This window comes from Vibrio sp. 10N.286.49.E11 (genome assembly GCF_041469505.1).
Taxonomy (GTDB): domain Bacteria; phylum Pseudomonadota; class Gammaproteobacteria; order Enterobacterales; family Vibrionaceae; genus Vibrio; species Vibrio crassostreae_C.
Genome location: NZ_JBFRKQ010000030.1, coordinates 1 through 19,310 on the forward strand (window position 1 = coordinate 1; position 19,310 = coordinate 19,310).

Annotated in this window: 21 protein-coding genes and 1 riboswitch; of the genes, 11 read left to right on the plus strand and 10 right to left on the minus strand. The window is 44.3% G+C overall.

Annotation, left to right across the window (positions count from 1 at the left end; all coding sequences use genetic code 11):
• Positions 1-353: 353 nt before the first annotated feature.
• Entirely contained in the window at positions 354-878 is a 525-nt protein-coding gene (locus AB4167_RS06065; protein ID WP_372136288.1) for a DUF3087 family protein, read from the minus strand.
• A 256-nt stretch (positions 879-1,134) separates the two neighbouring features.
• Here AB4167_RS06065 and trmY point away from each other — a divergent pair, with 256 nt between their 5' ends.
• Positions 1,135-1,734, plus strand: a complete 600-nt coding sequence (trmY, locus tag AB4167_RS06070) for a tRNA (pseudouridine(54)-N(1))-methyltransferase TrmY (RefSeq protein ID WP_017061702.1) — start codon at positions 1,135-1,137, stop codon at positions 1,732-1,734.
• Positions 1,735-1,835: 101 nt separating this feature from the next.
• Here trmY and AB4167_RS06075 read toward each other — a convergent pair whose 3' ends face one another.
• Positions 1,836-2,936, minus strand: a complete 1,101-nt coding sequence (locus tag AB4167_RS06075; RefSeq protein ID WP_017070391.1) for a permease — start codon at positions 2,934-2,936, stop codon at positions 1,836-1,838.
• Between the two features lie 233 nt (positions 2,937-3,169).
• Between AB4167_RS06075 and AB4167_RS06080 the strand changes: the two genes are divergently transcribed.
• Positions 3,170-3,466, plus strand: a complete 297-nt coding sequence (locus AB4167_RS06080; RefSeq protein ID WP_004733042.1) for a helix-turn-helix transcriptional regulator — start codon at positions 3,170-3,172, stop codon at positions 3,464-3,466.
• Complete coding sequence (sigZ, locus tag AB4167_RS06085) at positions 3,450-4,034, plus strand: RNA polymerase sigma factor SigZ (protein ID WP_017061700.1); 585 nt, start codon at positions 3,450-3,452, stop codon at positions 4,032-4,034. Before AB4167_RS06080 ends, sigZ begins: the two co-directional genes overlap by 17 nt.
• A gap of 120 nt (positions 4,035-4,154) precedes the next feature.
• On the opposite strand, the gene AB4167_RS06090 is transcribed toward sigZ, so the two are convergent.
• Both AB4167_RS06090 and AB4167_RS06095 read right to left on the minus strand, forming a co-directional pair.
• Positions 4,155-4,769, minus strand: a complete 615-nt coding sequence (locus tag AB4167_RS06090; RefSeq protein WP_017065874.1) for a YitT family protein — start codon at positions 4,767-4,769, stop codon at positions 4,155-4,157.
• Between the two features lie 460 nt (positions 4,770-5,229).
• A complete protein-coding gene (locus tag AB4167_RS06095) occupies positions 5,230-5,379 on the minus strand; it encodes a hypothetical protein (protein WP_017061698.1) in 150 nt (49 codons plus the stop codon).
• 29 nt (positions 5,380-5,408) lie between these two features.
• Here AB4167_RS06095 and AB4167_RS06100 point away from each other — a divergent pair, with 29 nt between their 5' ends.
• The 3 genes from AB4167_RS06100 to AB4167_RS06110 all read left to right on the plus strand — a co-directional run bounded on the left by AB4167_RS06100 (position 5,409) and on the right by AB4167_RS06110 (position 7,994).
• The gene (locus AB4167_RS06100; RefSeq protein WP_372136289.1) at positions 5,409-6,620 is read left to right on the plus strand and encodes an MFS transporter; all 1,212 of its coding nucleotides are present in this window, start codon (positions 5,409-5,411) and stop codon (positions 6,618-6,620) included.
• A gap of 221 nt (positions 6,621-6,841) precedes the next feature.
• A complete protein-coding gene (locus AB4167_RS06105) occupies positions 6,842-7,567 on the plus strand; it encodes a sulfite exporter TauE/SafE family protein (protein ID WP_372128359.1) in 726 nt (241 codons plus the stop codon).
• Between the two features lie 64 nt (positions 7,568-7,631).
• The gene (locus AB4167_RS06110) at positions 7,632-7,994 is read left to right on the plus strand and encodes an MmcQ/YjbR family DNA-binding protein (protein WP_372111286.1); all 363 of its coding nucleotides are present in this window, start codon (positions 7,632-7,634) and stop codon (positions 7,992-7,994) included.
• Positions 7,995-8,095: 101 nt separating this feature from the next.
• Here the strand turns inward: AB4167_RS06110 and AB4167_RS06115 are convergent, their stop codons facing one another.
• Positions 8,096-8,839 carry a phosphatase PAP2 family protein gene (locus AB4167_RS06115; RefSeq protein WP_372136290.1) on the minus strand — a complete coding sequence of 248 codons (744 nt, stop codon included), beginning with the start codon at positions 8,837-8,839 and terminating at the stop codon, positions 8,096-8,098.
• Between the two features lie 372 nt (positions 8,840-9,211).
• Positions 9,212-9,362: riboswitch (FMN riboswitch) on the plus strand.
• A 179-nt stretch (positions 9,363-9,541) separates the two neighbouring features.
• Between AB4167_RS06115 and ribB the strand changes: the two genes are divergently transcribed.
• Positions 9,542-10,198 (plus strand): 3,4-dihydroxy-2-butanone-4-phosphate synthase, encoded by a 657-nt coding sequence (gene ribB / locus AB4167_RS06120; RefSeq protein WP_017054827.1) that lies wholly within the window; start codon positions 9,542-9,544, stop codon positions 10,196-10,198.
• Positions 10,199-10,577: 379 nt separating this feature from the next.
• Complete coding sequence (locus tag AB4167_RS06125; protein ID WP_372136291.1) at positions 10,578-11,426, plus strand: hypothetical protein; 849 nt, start codon at positions 10,578-10,580, stop codon at positions 11,424-11,426.
• A gap of 131 nt (positions 11,427-11,557) precedes the next feature.
• On the opposite strand, the gene AB4167_RS06130 is transcribed toward AB4167_RS06125, so the two are convergent.
• Positions 11,558-12,454 (minus strand): LysR substrate-binding domain-containing protein, encoded by an 897-nt coding sequence (locus tag AB4167_RS06130; protein ID WP_372136292.1) that lies wholly within the window; start codon positions 12,452-12,454, stop codon positions 11,558-11,560.
• Positions 12,455-12,608: 154 nt separating this feature from the next.
• Here AB4167_RS06130 and AB4167_RS06135 point away from each other — a divergent pair, with 154 nt between their 5' ends.
• The gene (locus AB4167_RS06135; protein WP_017067752.1) at positions 12,609-13,247 is read left to right on the plus strand and encodes an NAD(P)-dependent oxidoreductase; all 639 of its coding nucleotides are present in this window, start codon (positions 12,609-12,611) and stop codon (positions 13,245-13,247) included.
• A gap of 98 nt (positions 13,248-13,345) precedes the next feature.
• Here the strand turns inward: AB4167_RS06135 and AB4167_RS06140 are convergent, their stop codons facing one another.
• On the minus strand, positions 13,346-13,999 hold the full coding sequence (locus AB4167_RS06140) for a cupin domain-containing protein (protein ID WP_372136293.1): 654 nt from the start codon (positions 13,997-13,999) through the stop codon (positions 13,346-13,348).
• A 135-nt stretch (positions 14,000-14,134) separates the two neighbouring features.
• Positions 14,135-14,902: an SDR family NAD(P)-dependent oxidoreductase gene (locus AB4167_RS06145; RefSeq protein ID WP_065584096.1), complete on the minus strand. Its 768-nt coding sequence runs from the start codon at positions 14,900-14,902 to the stop codon at positions 14,135-14,137.
• 105 nt (positions 14,903-15,007) lie between these two features.
• Between AB4167_RS06145 and AB4167_RS06150 the strand changes: the two genes are divergently transcribed.
• Positions 15,008-15,346, plus strand: coding sequence for a helix-turn-helix domain-containing protein (locus AB4167_RS06150; protein ID WP_004741127.1), 339 nt, complete (start codon positions 15,008-15,010; stop codon positions 15,344-15,346).
• Between the two features lie 47 nt (positions 15,347-15,393).
• On the opposite strand, the gene AB4167_RS06155 is transcribed toward AB4167_RS06150, so the two are convergent.
• Positions 15,394-16,299, minus strand: coding sequence for a LysR family transcriptional regulator (locus tag AB4167_RS06155; protein WP_136974130.1), 906 nt, complete (start codon positions 16,297-16,299; stop codon positions 15,394-15,396).
• A gap of 210 nt (positions 16,300-16,509) precedes the next feature.
• Here AB4167_RS06155 and AB4167_RS06160 point away from each other — a divergent pair, with 210 nt between their 5' ends.
• The gene (locus AB4167_RS06160) at positions 16,510-17,229 is read left to right on the plus strand and encodes an SDR family oxidoreductase (RefSeq protein WP_372136294.1); all 720 of its coding nucleotides are present in this window, start codon (positions 16,510-16,512) and stop codon (positions 17,227-17,229) included.
• A 107-nt stretch (positions 17,230-17,336) separates the two neighbouring features.
• Here the strand turns inward: AB4167_RS06160 and AB4167_RS06165 are convergent, their stop codons facing one another.
• Positions 17,337-19,148 carry a choice-of-anchor I family protein gene (locus tag AB4167_RS06165; RefSeq protein WP_372136295.1) on the minus strand — a complete coding sequence of 604 codons (1,812 nt, stop codon included), beginning with the start codon at positions 19,146-19,148 and terminating at the stop codon, positions 17,337-17,339.
• Positions 19,149-19,310 lie beyond the last annotated feature (162 nt).

A 19,310-nucleotide genomic window follows, 5' to 3' on the forward strand; every position in this document is an offset into this window, starting at 1 on the left:
TCGATATTCATCAACGAGTGCCCACACAGATTGATAGGTTTAAATTGTTAAAGAGCTTTGCTTATCGAAACTTTCTTTTTACAAAGAAACCCTTGAAAGCGGACGTGAATTCTAGCGATTTAATCTTAAGTGTCAAACACTTTTAAAATTAATTTGTTTCGAACTTTCCGTCTTACTGATTACCGCTGAAGCCTTGTGGCGTCTGCCGTGTCAGTGAGGCGGCATTATAGAGATCATCGTAAACATGGCAACCCCTTTTTTGATAAAAATTCAAAAAAGTTGCTTAAGTGTCTATTTTTACGTCAAAAAGCGTCTTTCACAGGTCAAAGCTCATACAATTACAGGCTTATCACTTAAAATTTTGCGACTAAATCTTTCGAAAATACCTCTATATCTAGCTCAATGCTCCATTTCTCACTCACTTCTAGGATGTTATCTAGCGATTGCTGAACTGTTTTTATCGTCAATGTGTTGTTGTCTAGGTCGTATACCTGTTTTTGCGTGGTGTAATAGAAATAAAGGATGGTCAGCGCGTCTCGGTCGCCTTGCTCAGCTTTGGGTTGAATACGCTTGAGCTTACGATAGATTTGATTATGGATTTGTTTAAGGTTCCATACATAAAGCGCTTCTTTGAAGTAATCATGCCCTTTCACACGGCTCGCGATAAATGCATTCAATGCGACTGATAAGATCACACCTAATACGTTCAAGTGGACATTACCTGTCGATTCGCCTGCGATTGATTGCCCTGAACCGAATAGCTCGATCAGTATGGTTCCGAATACAATGGCGAACACTGCGAGTGACCCAACCAACGAAACCAACAGCAGGTTCATCTTCTTTCTATATTCTTCTTTATTGATCTTCTGTAACTTCATCGACTACTTCCTTATGTAAGTCACCTAATAATTTGCGCATACTATCTACGTAAACATTGGGTCGCTTCAACCCTTACCATCTTGTAATGTGGTCATTCTCTATTTAATACGCAGAGTTCTTCTGGTTGGCGCTATACGCAACTCTATTTGACTTCATTAATAGAAAAGAGTTACATACCGCCACAATTTTGGTTATTCATCAATTCATGTTGATAAAGCCCGTTTCGCTTTATCACATACTGACAAGGTACATTCCATGCGTTCATTTGTATTACGCGCTCGCGCAGCCCCTACAGAGAGCAAACTTATCTTAGAAGGTGTTGGGCAAGATGCTCATACTGAGATTCTGGCTCATACTCTGATGAACACGATCTTCGTTGCTCAATCTCACCGTGAGAATGTCACCGTACACCTTGTATTAGAAAGTACTAAAGACTTTTCACGTACGATCACTTTCGATTCAAATGAGATCACCAACATTGGTGGCTTTCATGAATCGGCATTGTTATCAGCGGTAGTAAGAGCGGTTGATGCTTCTCAAGGTATGACCAAAGAGCAGACTCGTCAGGTTGAACCGGGAATCGTCGTTCGCACTATGAGCTTTGAAAAACTAGTCAAAGAACTGGCTGAAGACCACCAGCTGTACATGATGGATAAAAAAGGCGACTTTATCCGTGATGCAGAGATTGCGGAAAACCCATGTTTCCTTCTGACTGACCACATCCCAATGCCGAAGAAAAGCTACAACAGCTTAAAGCGCTTAGGAACAGAAAAGATCAGCTTAGGCCCGAACATGCTGTTTGCTTCTCAGTGCGTTGTATTGATCAATAATGAGCTGGATATTCGCGGTTTCTAGCCTCCGGACTGATAAGCTAAACAAAAAGAGCTCAACAAGGTGAGCTCTTTTTTATTAGCTATATTTTCGTATCGATGGTGTTATCTCGAAATCAGACCTGATTAACCAAAGATGAAGCTGTATAGGAAGCCTGCACCCATCGCCATGCTTAGGATAACGAATAGGAATGCTGCAATCATTTGGTTCTTGAAGATTGATTTAAGCAGGATAACTTCCGTCAAACTTGCACCTGCACTACCAATGATCAATGCCATAACTGAACCCAGCGCCATGCCTTTCTGTACTAGAGCTGCACTTAGTGGGATTACCGCTTCAGCACGAATATACAGTGGAATACCAATCACGGCTGCTACTGGAATCGCATACCACATACCTTCACCAGCGTACTGTGCAATAAGGTCTGTAGGAATGAAGCCGTAGATGAATGAACCAATCGCGATACCCATCATTAGGTAAGGGAAAACTTGTTTAAAATCTTTCCAAGTTGAGAACCAAATTCTCATCCAACGGCTAGGTTCTTTCTTCTCTACGATTTCAGCTGTTGCGCTTCCATCCGCTGAACAGCATGAAACCGTTACTTGTGGCTCTTCTTTTTTAGAATCGCAGCAAGATGTCTCTTTCGCCATTACGGGTGCGGGTTCGCCACATGCACTTGTACCACATGAAGATTCTGCTTTAACCGGTGCTGCTTTCTTAGGAGCAGAGTCACCACAGCTAGTGCCACAGCTTGAAGCTGAACCTGTTGATTCATACGCTTCAGGTTTTACGTAACGCTCAAAGCCAAGCTTCTCAAGTGCGTAACCAGCCACTACAGACACCGTCATTGCTACAAGGAAGTAGAACACAGCAACTTGCCAACCGAAGGTAATCACAAACAAACCAATGATCACTGGGTTCAATAGTGGGCTACCAAATAGGAACACCATCATTGGACCGAAACCCGCTCTTGCACGCAGCAATCCTTTTAAGAAAGGAATGGTCGAACATGAACAGAAAGGTGTAATTGCACCCAGTAGTGCTGCTACTACATAACCCTTACCATTACGTGAGCTCAGGATAGATTGAATCTTTTCTGGTGTAAGGAACTCTTGAAGAATCCCAACAATGTAGCTGATCGCTAAGAAAAGGATAATTAGCTCTACTGCTAAGAAAGCGAACATATCAAGTGCGTCTTTCAGCATTGTTAACATTTCATTGCTCATAATTAACTCCAAACTGGATTGAAGGTCGGGCTCTATGAGAAAAGTAACCAACCCTTAATTTCGAATATTCTCGAATTATGAAAATAAACAGCTCCAGAACAAGCATTATTTCGATAAAAATCGAAATGATTTTCGAAAACACAGTTTTTCAATAACTTACACAGACACCGTTTTTAAATTTGAATTCGACATACATTTCGACTAACATCGAAATTAAATCTTGAGGAGTTAATATGAACTTAGAAGTCGTTGCGAAAGCACTTAAAGAGTTGGGGCACCCTATTCGCCTAACCATTTATAAGAGTGTCGTTAAAGCTGGCTACCAAGGCATTGCAGTTGGCGGCCTACAAGAAGAGCTAGGCATTCCCGGTTCTACCTTGTCTCACCACATATCAAGCTTGGCGTCTGCGGGCCTAATCAGCCAAAGACGAGAAGGAAGAACTCTATTCTGCGTGGCGGAGTATGAGTGCCTAGAAGGTGTGATTGATTTCTTACAAGACGAATGTTGCGTAAATGAACAGTGCAACTAATGCACCTTTGAAGCTCGAACAAGTCTGGGCCGAGTATCAGCAAGCATTAAAGTCATTCCTGCATTCAAAGGTCAACAACTCTGCGGATGTAGACGACTTGCTCCAAGATATCTTGATTAAGACCTATCAGAACTTAGATAAGGTACAAGATGCTAGCAGTGTTAAGGCTTGGCTGTTCCAGTTAGCCAACAACACCATTATCGACTTCTACCGTAAGCATGCACGCCAACAACGTGATAGCCAAATTGATGCTGAAGATCTGTGGTTTACCGATTTAGACCACGACTCTGAATTTAAGCAGAAACTTTCATTGTGTATTGAACCTTTTATTCAGGCATTGCCAGAACAAAGTTCATCGCTACTGCTTGCGGTCGACATCAAAGGCCAAAGCCAAAAAGAGATCGCAGAAGCGCAGAACGTCAGCTATTCAACGGTTAAATCCCGCGTGCAAAAAAGCCGTGCTGATCTTAAGAACCTGTTTGAAGAGTGTTGTAACTTGTCCCTTGATCAACAAGGCAATGTGATTGATTGCGAGCTTAAGCCGAACGCCAGCTGCGGCAAGTGTTAATCGTTACATCGAATCCGTTATTTCAATAGAACAAAGCCAGCAATTAATGCTGGCTTTGTTGTTTTCATAATCTGCAAATCACTCTTTACTTAAGCAAGTCTAGAGCTTGAGCGAACCGAACTATGCTGCTTCCGCTTTTACCACAGGTTGATAGCGCCCCGGTTTATGATTCATTGCTAGAATCAAGTTGGTGACTATCGCACCAAGCACAGACAGAAGAACCAATGACACATCAACAATGAACAGAGAAAGCACAACAATCGTGCAGTCTAATGCCATCTGAACCTTACCTGCTCGAATTCCAAAACGTTCTTGTAAGAACAACGCCAGAATGTTGAAGCCACCTAAGCTCATCTTGTGACGGAAAATCACCAGCATGCCGGTACCAATCAAGCCACCACCAAGTAAAGCTGCATACAATGCATGAATTTCGGCAATTTGAATCACGTGATACAAGTGATCCACGGCGAACGAAACAATCGAAACCGCGATAAACGTATTGATTGTGAAGCGCCAGCCCATACGAGCAACCGACAAAATATAGAAAGGTAAGTTAAGTGCGAAGAATACTTGGCCAAAGCTCAAATCTGTTACTTTGGTAATGAAGATCGCTAGACCAGCCGTGCCCCCGGTGAGCAAACCGACTTGGTTGAAAAAGATAACGCCGAGTGAAACCAATGCGCTACCTAAGATCAGTGCCAGTAAGTTTTCGCGAAGATTATGATCTTTATCCATGTGAATGACTCTCCCTGAATCTTTTAACATCGCGTTTCAGTAGTCTTGAAACGATTTATGCCCAAATTTACGATGTTTGACAGATAAGTCGAGTGAACGAGCAATGTTGCTTAGTGATTAGTTTGTATATTAGTTTTTACAGCTTTGTGAAACTTTAAATTAAACAGCTAGTTATAAGCCTTAATTTAGACTTTCATTCTTAATTAGATACTTGTTTCTATTAACTAACGAGCTTCAAGTTTTCTTATTTATTGAGCGCGTTTTATACCAATTCCAATCAAGCGACAATCTATGCATAAAACGCATAGACTACATCACAAATGGTCATTTGATACATACCCGACTCATCACTATGATGCGCGACTTCTTACAACATTGAGCGCATGTCAACACCGTATGTTTTCACAATCTCTTTTTGCCCAACTTGCCAGAATGACGTTATTCCTCGTCATTAGTTTGGTTATTGTGCATCACAGTCAGCCATTGATTGATCTCTTGGCTCAGCATGCCGTAAGCAGTGGTTGCCACCAGCAGTCAGGGCATGATCATTCTGGGCACGAACATCACCATGAGATGACTGACCAACACATGTCAGCGCAAGACCACTCACATCACCACCATTAATTTAAGAGTATTAGAATGAGCATTTTCCGTTTTCCTTTACTGGTATGGCTAGGGATAGGCACACTTATTATCAGTCTAGGGATCAGACAATCATTCGGCATTTTCATGATGCCAATTTCAGAGCATTTCGGCACGGGTCGAGAGTTTTTCAGCTTCTCTATTGCTCTACAAAACTTATTGTTCGGTGTGTTCCAACCTTTTGTTGGTATGGCCGCTGACAAATGGGGAGCAAGACGCATCATTATTGCTGGCGCATGTGCTTACGGTTTGGGTTTACTTCTTACCTCAATTTCTACCGAATCGAGCATGCTTTACGTTTCGTTAGGCGCACTGATTGGTCTTGGCTTGAGTGCGACAAGTTACGTGATCGTGCTTGGCGCAGTAGCGAAAGTTGTACCAGCAGAGCACGCGGCTAAGGCGTTTGGCTTAACCACGGCTGCAGGTTCATTTGGTATGTTCGCGGTAATTCCGGGCGCACAATACATGCTGAATGAATTTGACTGGCAGAGTGCGATGCAAGTGTTTGGCGTACTGTGTTGTTTGATGATCTCTTTTGCGCTGTTCATGCGAGCGCCTAAAGCAGCCTCAAACAAACAAGCGCAAGCTGAAGAGAACCAAACACTCAAAGAAGCGTTGTCTGAAGCGTTTGCTCACAAAGGTTACTGGTTGATTCACGCGGGCTTCTTCGTGTGCGGTTTCCACGTAATGTTTATCGCAACGCACTTACCGAGCTATTTAGCAGATAAAGACCTACCCGCGAGCAGCGCTGCAATGGCACTGGCTTACGTTGGCATCTTCAACATCTTCGGGTCTTACTTCTGGGGTGTAATGGGCGACAAGTTCAGCAAACGCCACGTTATGTCTGCACTGTACTTAGTGCGTACTGTGGTTATCGGTGCGTTTGTGACTCTGCCTGTGACTGAATCAACCGCGGCTATCTTCGGTGCGGCCATTGGATTCTGTTGGTTGGGTACAGTTCCGCTAACGTCTGGCTTAGTTCGTCAGATCTTCGGTGCCCGTTACCTATCAACGTTGTACGGCTTGGTATTCTTTACTCACCAAGTGGGTAGCTTCTTAGGCGCTTGGGTGGGTGGTCGTATTTACGATTACTACGGTTCTTACGAGCCAATCTGGTGGTCAACGGTGGTGCTGGCATTTGCAGCAGCACTTATCCATTTACCAATCAATGACAAGCCCATTGAGCGACTGAAATTGGCAATGGCTTAACGTTTTATGCTGACTCCCCCACTAGCGTAAACAAGTCGTTCCAATAAAGCGAGTGAGTATTGAAAGGAAGCATCCTGAGATACTCACTCGCTTTTTTGTTGGTCGTTATAGTAGAAATTATAACTAGCGAAACTGGCATAAAGCTCACTGAATAATAAGACTATTATTTTAGTTTTCATTTATAGTATCCACCCGCTCCTTTAAAACTAATCCGCAGGCTTATGGAATACATGGATCAGACTGTCCTTATCGCAATGGCACTTATTTTTGTCGGCTCATTTGTGCAAACCGCAATCGGCTTTGGTTTGGCCATTGTTGCAGCTCCACTGCTGTTTTTGGTCTCTCCTGATTATGTACCTGCACCTATCTGTTTAATCGGTCTGTTTATCTCGTTATTCAACGCTTTTAAACATCGAGCAAATATCTCTATTGGCGGATTAAAAATCGCATTGCTGGGCCGCATTCCGGGGTCACTGGCAGGTGGCGCTTTGTTAGTGATGGTTTCAACGAGCGTGTTATCACTATGGTTGGGCTTATTGGTTGTATTCGCCGTGATTGTTAGCTTACTGCCGTTTAGGTTAGAACCGACGCCTGCCAAAATGGGTATCGCGGGATTCTTCTCAGGCTTCTTCGGTACCAGCTCTGGTATTGGTGGGCCGCCAATGGCACTCCTACTTCAACACCAAGATGCCAATCAACTTCGTGGTAACCTATCTGCGTTTTTTGTGTTTAGTTCTATCATTTCATTACTGGTACAGATCCCAATTGGCTTCTTCACGATGCACCATTTGATCATCACAATCCCGCTACTTCCTGCCGCTTGGTTGGGTTACAAGGTAGCGTTATTGACGACGCAAAGCATTCCTAAAGAGAAGATACGTATCGGCTCTTTGTTACTATGTTCTATCAGCGGCTTCACTGCTATTTGGCAAGGCTTAGCTAGCTAGAAGCAGAAACATCGATAAAACAACAAACACACAGATCCACCACCAAATTATGAAAGGGCGTTCTATGACATACGACGAGTTCAATGCATTCTGTGAATCACAAGCAGCCACCAGCTACGTGATGCAGTGGAATAACTCTCACGTTTGGAAAGTGGGAGGCAAGGTGTTTGCGATTGGAGGTTGGGGACCAAACGACGAGCCTGCATTTATCTTCAAGGCATCTGATCGGAATTTCGATTTTCTCAAAGAAGAGCCAGGGTATAAACCTGCCCCCTACTTTGCTTCACGCGGAATGAAGTGGATTCAGCTGTTTGAGAGCACACCAGAAAGGGATGGCGAGTTGAGATACTACCTCACGGAGTCTCACCGAATCGTCTCTTTGGGACTAACCAAAAAGAAACAAGCAGAACTCGGGCTCAATCAATAGCCAGAGATTCCGCTTGCTAAACGAAAGCCAAATTGCTTTGGGGGAACTAACTTGCTATTAAGAACTAAGTTGCTTTTAACAGCGAAGCTCTTCTTAAATGTTTAATCCGTTCTGAGGAACTTAGGCAATAACGGTTCTATTTTTTGCGTTGGCACCAGTGGCACTAATAAATAAATTAAACCCGCAAAGGCGATAGACGCCGCCAAGTCTTCAGGTCGATGCATGCCAAGCCAAACACGGCTATAGGCGACACCACCAGCCCAAACCAACAAACCGCCGACTAGATAAAAGCGTTTCGCCTCTAGGAACAATCCGCCAAAGAATACCAAACACACACCGACAAAGATCATGTGTCCAGATGGGAAAGAGTAATCCGTTTCGCCATGCCAATGACGAGTTCGCCACTCGCTGACCTTATCTTGCACAGATTCAATCGCGGCATTTTTTTCTACCAAAGGCAGCTCGTAAAACAGCTCTGGCATATCAACCACTTCTTGGGTAACTAAGTACTCAGTATATGGGCGTGGACTCTCCGTTGATGATTTAAGGAATGTCTTTGCTGCAAAGCTTAACACCAATAAAATACCAAGCTGCAAACAAAGGCTCACTAGCTTTGCTTTTGAGAACTTTAATGTCAGCACCAACAAAGAGAGAATCGCGAGTGTGATTAGGAACCCTTGATTACCCGCTGAATAAGTCACGAATGTCATCACTGCACCATAGAAAGGCAATACAGCACTTCCAAGGTCGAAGTCAGATCCAAAGATCAAAAAAGGCACTAGAGAATACAAGCTTAAAACGAGCAGTAATAAGCCTTTGGATTTGTTAGAGAACAGAGAAGTCATGGCTAAGATCTTTGAGATAAAGTGGTCGGATGCTATCGCAGCTTAGCATCGCCAATATCAATTTTATGTCAAAACGGTCAGTAAGCCGTCATGGTGTAACAATAATCGATTAAAGGGCCTCTTAAGTATTGAGCTGATGAACTGTCACGCCATCACCAATAATCCAGACCATCCACTTGTGTACATATAGACATCAAAACCCACTAACATAGCCTGCGCACCGCTATACACCACACGCTAAGGTCTGCCGATAAAGTGAACACTTACCGGATTATAAGGCCAGAATCTGAAAAACTTTGCTGTCAGTCCTTTAAATCCACTATCGAAAGGATTACCATCTGGTCTGCTTTCAAAGCAAAACAAATTATTAATTTTTATTCTCAGGGCGGGGCGAAATTCCCCACCGGCGGTATGTCCTTAGCAAAATCTAAAGATAAGCCCGCGAGCGCTCGATTCGTCGAGGTCAGCAGATCTGGTGAGATGCCAGAGCCGACGGTTATAGTCCGGATGAGAGAGAATGGAAACACACTCGTTTAAGTTGGAAAGGCGCACCTGTTTATTGGGTTCATGCCTCCAACTCAGACGTGTGCATTTCGTTTTGGATAAAACCATGATGAACCGACTTGTAATGAGTTGGCTTTGTTGTGCTCGTTGAGATCCCTCATACAGCCCTGATTCTGGTGATATTTTAGGAGTTTAACCATGAATCAGTCTTCACTACTTGCCGAATTTGGCGAACCAATCACTCGCGTTGAAAACGCACTGCAAGCTCTACGCGAAGGTCGTGGCGTACTTTTACTTGACGATGAAGATCGTGAGAACGAAGGCGACATCATCTACTCAGTAGAACACCTAACCAATGCTCAAATGGCGTTAATGATCCGTGAATGCAGCGGCATCGTGTGCTTGTGTCTAACTGACGAACAAGCAAACCAACTTGAACTTCCGCCTATGGTTGTTGATAACAACAGCGCAAACCAAACTGCGTTTACAGTAACTATCGAAGCGAAAGTAGGTGTAACGACCGGTGTTTCTGCTGCTGACCGTGTAACAACGATCAAGACAGCTGCAAATCCAACAGCTAAGCCTACTGACCTTGCTCGCCCTGGCCACGTATTCCCATTGCGTGCTCGTAAAGGTGGTGTACTTGCTCGTCGCGGCCACACAGAAGGTACAGTAGATCTTATGCAAATGGCTGGTCTTCAATCTGCCGGTGTACTTTGTGAAGTAACCAATCCGGATGGTACGATGGCAAAAGCGCCAGAGATCGTTGCTTTCGGCAAACTACACAACATGCCAGTACTGACCATTGAAGACATGGTGATGTACCGCACTGAGTTCGACCTTAAGCTTGCGTAACGTTTAGTGCTAAACGCTTAGCTCTTAAGCTAACGAAACTCAGAAATGAACATTGAAAGGTCTCACTCTTACTGCTTTTTCTAGTTAAAAGTATATAGGGTGAGGCCTTTTTAATTTCCGTAGCTTGAAACGAGCCTGAAATGGATCGCCAAAGTGTCTCTACTTACCGAAACCTCCCCAACCTATCGTTAGAAAAGCGTAACCTCTCAAAAAATCCTGCAAAATATGAGAAACATTCACTCGAATGGTGAAGTCATGCACCATGATTGATCATCCATAATTTGAGAAAAATCATAAATCAATGAAATATAACACTTATTTATTTTGGCATGGTGTCTGCACTACCACTAAGTAGGTATACAAATATTAGGAGTTGAATATGTTTGTAGTTATTTCAGTGGGTTTATCCCTATTAGTACTTGCGGCCCTGTTTCATTTCTCAAGGAAGAGACAAACAGCGCTATCACACAGGTTTGAAACCTTAGTTCTGCTTAGAGAATTATTGTTGTTATCACGCAAACATCGCGCGGCAACGCACTATGCTCTAGCTTATAAGTTGTCTAGCGACTCGATTCGCAAAGTGAACGAGATTTACGACAACATACTTGAGGTATCTGAGCTGCTTCAATCCCATGTGTCGTTTGACAGCCGCCCTATGTATCGCATCTATCACCTCAAGCTCATCGCTATGCACAGCGACTGGCAAAACCGTAGCTTGGTGCGTAACCAATCGATTCATGGCAAAACAATTCGCCATAGCATGTTCTTGATGGATGAAGTAATGATCATCTGGCTAATTCAGTCTGAGCGTGAAGACATGAGCCGTGAGTACCACATGAATTGGCAACAGATCTTAGATTGCATGGAGATCCTGGCCAAATTACGAATGTGTATCCCTGATATGGAGAAGCCTGAGGAGTACGCGAGATTCAAATTCTACGCCTCTCAGACACACAGAAAACTCAACCAGTTATCGATTATCTGCCCTCTTAGTAGTGGGTCACCGGTTTGTACGCGAGCGATGCATGCACTCTCAGAGATCGCATCAAGTAACGAAGCGACCCAACCGGCAGATAGCATGTACGAATTAACCAGTGATATCTCTAGCGTCGTGTCGCAAGTTTACGACCAAGTATTATCCGACATTACGAGAAGCTTGTATCAGCCTTTACCAGACGTAAACGAAAAGGTAATAAATACCCGATTATCCGTACATCATTACATGTAAAGACTTCGTGAGAGGAGAGCGTGCTGGAACTCTGAATTATTGAGTTCAAATCCGATATCACCATTGATATCGGATTTTTGTATTTATGAGCTTTTAAAATTCTATCGCTATGTATCATTGTCTATGAAGTTTCAAACATCGCCAGATTTGATATCGCTAGACCAAGCTTCTGCGGCAAAATCAATGAACTGACGAACAACCGGCAGCTGATAACTACGAGACAAATACACCGCCCACAGCACACTACTCGGTGAAACAAACTCATCCAATATTCGTATCAATTTGCCATTCGCAATCAGTGGGTTGGCTAAGTCACAAGGTAAACGAACTACCCCTTTCCCGTGCTGTGCGGCGCGAGTTAGCACTCCAACATCATTAGCCTTGATAGTGCCAGACACCTCAACTGAATAGTGTTGATTGTCCTTAACAAAATCCCACTTAGAGACACTCAAATGACGAAAACAATTGTGTTGTCTAAGCGCTTCAACCGTTTCAGGTTCACCGTGTTTGTCTAGGTAGTCTTGTGAGGCACACACCACCGAATCAATTTCCATTAGCTTTCGAGCAATCAAACTATCGTCAGGTTGATCGGTATAGCGCAGCGCAATATCGATTCTATCATCCACCAGCTGAGCAAAATGGTCAGAAGCAAATAGCTCTACCGTGATACTGGGATGAAGCTCTGTGAACTGTTCAACCACACTCAACAGCATATGTTGAGTCAAGCCAATTGGGGCTGCTATTCGAATGGTTCCGGAAAGAGCATCGGTTTGATTAAGTGCAGTGACTTCTAGCTCCGCCGTTTCATGGAGTATTTTTTCGCAACGTTGTAGCGCAATCTCCCCTGCTGTCGTCAAACTTACCTTACGAGTCGTTCTGTGCAGAAGCCTTTGTTTTAACCACCCTTCGATCTCTTGAACATGCCGTGAAACCTGTAAACGGCTCATGTCCAAATGCTCTGCTGCTTGAGTAAAACTGGCGCAATTTGCGACTTCAACAAAGCTACGCATCGCCGTCAACCTGTCCATCACACTTTCCCTTATCCACTGAATAAAACCTATTAGCTAGCTACATAGATACAATCTACATCATTTTATGATATTTATCGCAACCTAGTGAGCTATTAGACTGCAATGGCTGTCGAGAAACAGACTCAATAAATTAGATAATTGGAGAGACATTATGAAAATTGCAGTATTAGGTGCATCAGGTTGGATTGGTAGTCACATCGCTCAAGAAGCTCAAGATCGCGGACACGAAGTCGTTGCTGTTGTAAGAGATGCAAGCCGTGTAGAGATTAGCGATGTTGAGGTTCGTTCATTTGATTTACAAGATGAAGCCGCAAGTCTAGCAAACGCACTATCCGGCGTTGATGCAGTCATTACTTCGATTGGCGGACGTGCTCTGGGTAATCACGACATCGTAAAAAACACTGCGACTAAATTGCTGGCAACATTACCGAGCATCGGTATCGATCGCCTACTTTGGGTTGGCGGAGCTGGCTCATTAGAAGTAGCGCCAAACGTACCGCTAGTGACTGTTCCTGACTTCCCTGCGGATTACAAAAATGAAGCGCTAGCACAGGGCGAAGCTCTTGAAGTGTTCAAGCAATCTAATAGCGAAGTTAACTGGACGTTCGTTAGCCCTGCCGCAGAAATATTCCCGGGCGAGAAACTATCGACCTACCGCACTGGTGGCGATCAACTGCTCACCGACGAGGATGGTAACAGCAAAATTTCAGTCAGCGATTACGCTATTGCGATGATTGATGAGCTCGAAGCTGGCAAGTTCCCGCGCCAACGTATTGGTGTTGCTTACTAATGCTCAAATGTGTATTAGGTAAGCTCAATAGGCACTAGAAAGCAGAAAGCCGCTGACTTTTAGTAAGCGGCTTTCTATTTTACTTATCGAGATAATCATCATATCAGTGGCAGATGCCCTGTTTTCACTAGGATAACCGTCTCTTCTTCCACATAAGGAAAATGCTCACTCATGTGTGGGCTGCGCATCCATGTGTGTTTTGGATACTCACCATGTTCGTCTTTAAAGGTGCCAGAAAGTACAAATATCTCTTCACCGCCAAAGTGGCGATGCGGCTGAAAACGTTCGCCAACCGGCCACTTCACTAACGCGACATGCTCGTGTTCGAACTCATGCAGTGGCATCACTTGTAAGCCGCCAATACCCTGAAGCCATTCTGTTTCCAAAGTATTAATACGAACTTGAGTTAAGTCTCTCGCGTCAAATTGGTTGAGCTTAACCAAGATCGTACAGCCATTTTTGCTGGATGGGGAATGCGCGCTGCCCGGCGGATTACGGATATAAGTGCCCGCTGGGAAATCTCCGGTTTCATCAGAGAACACACCCTCTAATACGAAGATCTCTTCACCTTGCGGATGTGGGTGCTCAGAAAACGAAGAGTCAGGATCGTACTTCACCACGCTGGTCGTGTGGCCCGATTCTTTCTCTTCTCTTTCAAGTGGCTTACGCCAAACCCCTTTAGCAGGGCTTGCGACCCAATCTAATGTCTCGGTTTCTATAACCAGTCTCTTTGAAAAGTCCATATTGAACATAATGGCGACCTTACTCTTGTTATCGTTTTAATTATTATTGTTGTCTTTCTCGTTTCTATTCTACGCGAATACTGATCAAGGAGGCTATCTCGCTGCTATTTTGCCTGCGCGATAGCCACCTAAAAAGAATCCTAATTAATTGCGGCCAGCAATCACTCCGCCATCAACATCCCAGATTGCACCCGTTACCCAATCTGCACTGTCTGACAGTAGGAAAGAGATGCTATTAGCGATGTCTTTCGGCAAACCTACTCGACCAATAGGATGGAACGCGTTGAAGCCTTCTAGCGCTTGATCCACTTCTTCAGGTTTGATGAAAGATTCGTAAATCGGCGTTTTAACAACAGCAGGAGAAACCGCATTCACGCGAATGTTGTAGTCCGCAAGCTCCATCGCCATGTGCTGTGTTAAAGCGTGCAAGCCAGCTTTTGCCATTGAATACGCAGAGGATGGTGTCGCTCTAATAGCTTGTTTGGCCCACATAGAGCCTACATTTACCACGTTTCCGCCACCGTTTTTGATCATCAACTTGCTGACAGCTTGAGTGATGAAGAAGGTTGCTTTATTGAGCTGCATGTATTGCTCGTAATCAGATTCTTGGTGTTCAATAAACGCTTTAGGGTTGAAGTAACCAGCCGCATTCACAAGGTAACCAATACCTTCTTCGAGCGACTCTAAATGCGTAATAAGACGAGACACACTTGCATCATCATAAAGGTTAGCTTGCCAGCCTGAAGCATGACCGAGCGATTGCAGCTCTGACACCGCTTTATCTAACTTAGTTGGGTTATTGCCGACCACCAACACATGGATGTTTTGAGCGACTAACTGCTTCGCTGTTTCAAAGCCCATGCCGCTTGTGCCACCAATTACGACTGCAATACCATTTTTAGTGAAGTTCATTTTGTTATCTCCTAAGTCATGTGAACGTGGTAATCTTAGGCTTTGAACTAACACTATGAATAGTAAGTACAAATCGGTTAGGTAGGTACTTATTGGTACATCTTTATGAAAAATCAGGAAAACTTTTTTTCAAGAAAATCGGCACCAGAGCGTTCCGCTCGTATGGTCGAAACCATCTACGGCTGTAAATGGTCGCTAACGGTTTACCAATTACTGGCAAATGGCATTAATCGCCCCGGTGAAATGGTGCGCTCGGTCGAAGGGTTATCGACCAAAGTATTGAATGAATGCTTGAAGCGAAATGTTGAGTTTGGGATTTTGGATAAGCAGATGTTCAACGAACTCCCACCAAGAGTTGAATATCAAGTGACGCCCTTTGGTGAGAAGTTCTTACTGATTCTGGATCAACTGGAAAGTCTACAAAACGAAATCGACGAGATGTAAGCCCAAGCAAATCCACTCTATTCCAAATAATGGACAGCACGCACTATTTAGCTGACTGGCATTTGCTCAAAACGGCCTTTCACAAAATCAATGAAGGTTCGAATTCGGCTCGGTTGATAGCGGTCTCGATGATAGATCGCTGAAAAGTCCACTTTCGGCACTATCCACTCATTAAACACCTGCTCCAATTGCCCATCATTGATCTCTTGCAAGCAATAGATGGTTGGTACACGAATAATTCCGTTGCCCGATTTCGCGCCCTGTACTAACACTCGCCCATTCTTACATTGCAGCCTACCCGTGACATGGACATCGACTGTTTTCTTGGTGTCATCCAAAGCTTGAAAGCTCCACTTACGCACAGACCCCGTTAAGCAGTCATGGTGAATGAGATCTTTAGGATGGTTTGGCTTTCCTTTGCGAGCAAAATATTCAGGGCTTGCGAGCGTTCCCATCTCGATGTCCAAAAGCTTTCTCGCGATAAAGCCCGCATCTTCAAGGCTTCCCATACGAAATGCGATATCGAACGCGTCTTCAATCAAGTCGACTCGGTTACTACTGAAATCAAGGCTGATGCTGATGTCTGGGTAGAGTTGCATGAACTCATTGACCAGATCCGCGATGATCACCTCGCCCAGATAACCGCCAACACAGTTTACTTTTATGTCGCCACGTACTTCTTCGACGTCATCCACAGCAGCAATCAAGGCTTGGTCTATATTATCTAAGGCTTGTTCACATCTCGCGTACAGATCTTGCCCTGCGTGAGTCAACCTTAAGGTTCGAGTGGTGCGGATAAACAGTGTCACACCCATCTGCTTTTCTAGGCTACTCACTTGGCGTGATACGTGGGAACGAGACACATCCAACTCCTCCGCCGCTTTGGTGAAATTACCTAAACGAGCGATCAGCACGAAAGAACGAATATCAGACAGGTTAATTTGATTGAGCATGGCCGCCAGCTTACTAGTGAGGTTATGAGATAGACACTTTTATTGTTGCACCACAGCAACAGTGTTTCAAGTAAAGCGCTATATATCAACAATGCTATTTTCCTTAATATACCTCCATCGCAACGAAGCAAGGCAACAAGCACTTGATTCGAATGCACTTAAACAATACGTCGTAGCCAACCGACGCAATTAAAGTACAGAGGAAATAAAATGAAAAAACTAATCGTAATTACAGGTGCAAGCTCTGGTATTGGTGAAGCAATCGCTCGTCGTCTAAGCGATGAAGGTCACCCTCTGCTACTTTTAGCTCGCCGTATTGACCGCCTTGAAACACTGAACCTACCAAATTCACTGTCAGTGAAAGTAGACGTAACAGACAAAGCGTCTTTTGATGCAGCAATCGCACAAGGTGAAGAGAAGTTTGGTCTTGTAGATGCGCTTATCAACAACGCTGGCGCAATGCTTCTTGGTCAAATTGATACTCAAGACGCACAGGAGTGGAAGACAATGTTCGATGTAAACGTGATTGGTCTTCTAAACGGCATGCAGTCTGTACTTGCTCCTATGATGGAACGCAACACAGGTACTATCATCAACATCAGCTCAATTGCGGGTAAGAAAACATTCCCAAGCCACGCTGCTTACTGTGGTACTAAGTTCGCGGTACACGCTATCTCTGAGAACGTTCGTGAAGAAGTAGCAGCTTCAAATGTTCGTGTTACTACTATCGCACCGGGTGCTGTTGAGACTGAGCTTCTGTCTCACACTACATCTCAAGAGATCAAAGACGGTTACGATTCTTGGAAAGAAGACATGGGCGGTGTATTGGCAGCTGACGATATTGCTCGCGCTGTATCATTCGCTTACCAACAACCACAGAACGTATGTATCCGTGAGATTGCTCTAGCACCAACTAAGCAACAGCCATAGGCCTTTGCTATCGCGACTAAATCAGCGATGAACTAAAAAAGCGCCACGACTTAACAAGTTGTGGCGCTTTTATTTTGATTCAATCTAATTGCTAGCAGTAAGCGAGATTAGAACTCAACGCGGTAAACTGATGTGCTACCGCTCACTTCATTGCCGACAGCGATAAAGTGGCTACCTGAACGCGTAAAATACTTAATTGATTCAGGACCTAGGTCACCCGCTTTAAAGTTGTAAGTATCGTTGTCGCAATCACCGTCTTCATCAACCTTAGTGCACACTGGTTGTGTGAAGTCTCGGTTGTTCAAGTAGCTGATGAAACTTGCGTTCTTAGGCTGTGTTACGTCGTAAACCATGATGCCACCTTGGCGCTCAAGTCCAATAAAGGCATAGTGCTTGCCGTTGATCTCAGCCACTTCGATCGCTTCAGGTTCTACGCCTTTATCATCACTACGATCGTCACCGCTTTGGTTGTTATCATTGGTGCTGTTGAAGTTTGCAGGATCTTGCTCAAGTACGATTCGAGCAAAATCATCGCCGCTATCAAACACTAGCTCGCCTGACTCATCCCAGATAGAGAACGAGCGGCTGCCGAATGCTTGAACCTTTTGGTCAGCAGCGAGTGTCCCTTGTGGCTTAATCACCTTAAGACGTGCAAGTTGCTTGTTGTCTTTCAATGCTCCAGCTAATGGGTGGTTAGCATCAACGTCTAACTTCTTGCCGCGTACTTCATCGACATAAGCAATACAAAAGTCTTTTTCTGTGGTGTAGTTTTCTGTGCCTTGATAATCGTCACCGTCCCACTCAAAACCTTTCTCATCACACATTTCTTGCGTAGTCTTGATGCCATATTCACGACCATCACCTTCGTTCGCAGTCACGATGTAGGTGTTGCCCTCAACACTGTAGCTAGTGATGCTATCTGGCATGTAAAGGCCTTCTAACATCGCGTAGCTTTGTAGATTACCGATGTTTTTGTCTTTGTTTGACGCGTCTAGCTTAGCGTTATCCCAAGGCTTTCCGCCTAGTCCAAGAATCGCATCCACTTGCGCACTCGCCACATCAATCGCAGCCAACGCGTTGTTTTCTTGAAGGGCAACGTAGAGTTTTCCGTTATCCGCAAACGTTAGATATTCCGGTTCGAGATCTTGAGCAACAGTCGCATTGGGCGCAGAGATTCGAACCTTGTCAGTCAGTTCTGCATGGCGAGGCTGACCTTGATTAAATGCGTTGAAATCAATTTGAGTGACTGTCGCTTGCAAAGGGCCATTGGTTAAATCCACCAGCGTTACTGAACCTTCAGGATCAATGCTGTAATCCGCATTCGGCTCACCTTCATTTGCAGAGGCAATATAGCGACCATCTTTCGAGAAGCTCACCATGTCCGGTAATGCACCAGCCGTATAAGTAGTGATCAGCTCTAACGTGTCTGAACGATAAAGTGCAATGATGCCGTTTTGTTGTTTGTCGGCATTCTCAATCGCGACCGCAACTAATCCTGTATGAGTCGATACACTGTTCGCAGCACCGATATTAATACCCGAAGCCGCAGCCGCTGATTGAAGATCAATAGAACCCGAAGATGTTGGTTCGCTAGCTGAGTTCATTGATAACACATCAACTTTCTGACCTTGAGCGTTCACAACATAAAGCTTGTCGGTACATGAATCGTAGCTGACGATTTCGGCTGCAGAAGTATCAAACGGGGCGTCGGCAATTGAACGACCAACTAGGCTGATTCCAGTTACCTCAGCATTGGAAGCGCTTGGTTGCTCGATGGATTGGCATTGAAGGCTAAAAGCATCAAGTGACGTTTGAGATGGCGTAGCAGTCGTTGGTGATGTTGGTTGAGAACAGCCTACTAGAGCAGAACTAACCGCGATAGGCAGTAATAATGTCAGCTTATTAAATTTACGATTCATATATCCTCCATAATTTGAATCGCGATCATAGAGGGCTGTTATGACACTTATCTTTCCCTTTTATTAACAATAAATGACGACAATAAATAACTTTTACCCATAGCAACAGAGAGTTAATGCGAACAACCTATTAACAAGTAAGCAAAAAAAAGGTTCATCGCG

Coding starts and splice junctions, on each gene's coding strand:
- AB4167_RS06135 (WP_017067752.1), top strand. CDS start 12,609: ATGAAAATTGCAGTATTAGGTGCATCAGGTTGGATTGGTAGTCACATC.
- AB4167_RS06145 (WP_065584096.1), bottom strand. CDS start 14,902: ATGAACTTCACTAAAAATGGTATTGCAGTCGTAATTGGTGGCACAAGC.
- trmY (WP_017061702.1), top strand. CDS start 1,135: ATGCGTTCATTTGTATTACGCGCTCGCGCAGCCCCTACAGAGAGCAAA.
- AB4167_RS06165 (WP_372136295.1), bottom strand. CDS start 19,148: ATGAATCGTAAATTTAATAAGCTGACATTATTACTGCCTATCGCGGTT.
- AB4167_RS06100 (WP_372136289.1), top strand. CDS start 5,409: ATGAGCATTTTCCGTTTTCCTTTACTGGTATGGCTAGGGATAGGCACA.
- AB4167_RS06125 (WP_372136291.1), top strand. CDS start 10,578: ATGTTTGTAGTTATTTCAGTGGGTTTATCCCTATTAGTACTTGCGGCC.
- AB4167_RS06065 (WP_372136288.1), bottom strand. CDS start 878: ATGAAGTTACAGAAGATCAATAAAGAAGAATATAGAAAGAAGATGAAC.
- AB4167_RS06150 (WP_004741127.1), top strand. CDS start 15,008: ATGAAAAATCAGGAAAACTTTTTTTCAAGAAAATCGGCACCAGAGCGT.
- AB4167_RS06110 (WP_372111286.1), top strand. CDS start 7,632: ATGACATACGACGAGTTCAATGCATTCTGTGAATCACAAGCAGCCACC.
- AB4167_RS06090 (WP_017065874.1), bottom strand. CDS start 4,769: ATGGATAAAGATCATAATCTTCGCGAAAACTTACTGGCACTGATCTTA.
- AB4167_RS06160 (WP_372136294.1), top strand. CDS start 16,510: ATGAAAAAACTAATCGTAATTACAGGTGCAAGCTCTGGTATTGGTGAA.
- ribB (WP_017054827.1), top strand. CDS start 9,542: ATGAATCAGTCTTCACTACTTGCCGAATTTGGCGAACCAATCACTCGC.
- AB4167_RS06080 (WP_004733042.1), top strand. CDS start 3,170: ATGAACTTAGAAGTCGTTGCGAAAGCACTTAAAGAGTTGGGGCACCCT.
- AB4167_RS06130 (WP_372136292.1), bottom strand. CDS start 12,454: ATGGACAGGTTGACGGCGATGCGTAGCTTTGTTGAAGTCGCAAATTGC.
- AB4167_RS06140 (WP_372136293.1), bottom strand. CDS start 13,999: ATGTTCAATATGGACTTTTCAAAGAGACTGGTTATAGAAACCGAGACA.
- AB4167_RS06105 (WP_372128359.1), top strand. CDS start 6,842: ATGGAATACATGGATCAGACTGTCCTTATCGCAATGGCACTTATTTTT.
- AB4167_RS06075 (WP_017070391.1), bottom strand. CDS start 2,936: ATGAGCAATGAAATGTTAACAATGCTGAAAGACGCACTTGATATGTTC.
- AB4167_RS06115 (WP_372136290.1), bottom strand. CDS start 8,839: ATGACTTCTCTGTTCTCTAACAAATCCAAAGGCTTATTACTGCTCGTT.
- sigZ (WP_017061700.1), top strand. CDS start 3,450: ATGAACAGTGCAACTAATGCACCTTTGAAGCTCGAACAAGTCTGGGCC.
- AB4167_RS06155 (WP_136974130.1), bottom strand. CDS start 16,299: ATGCTCAATCAAATTAACCTGTCTGATATTCGTTCTTTCGTGCTGATC.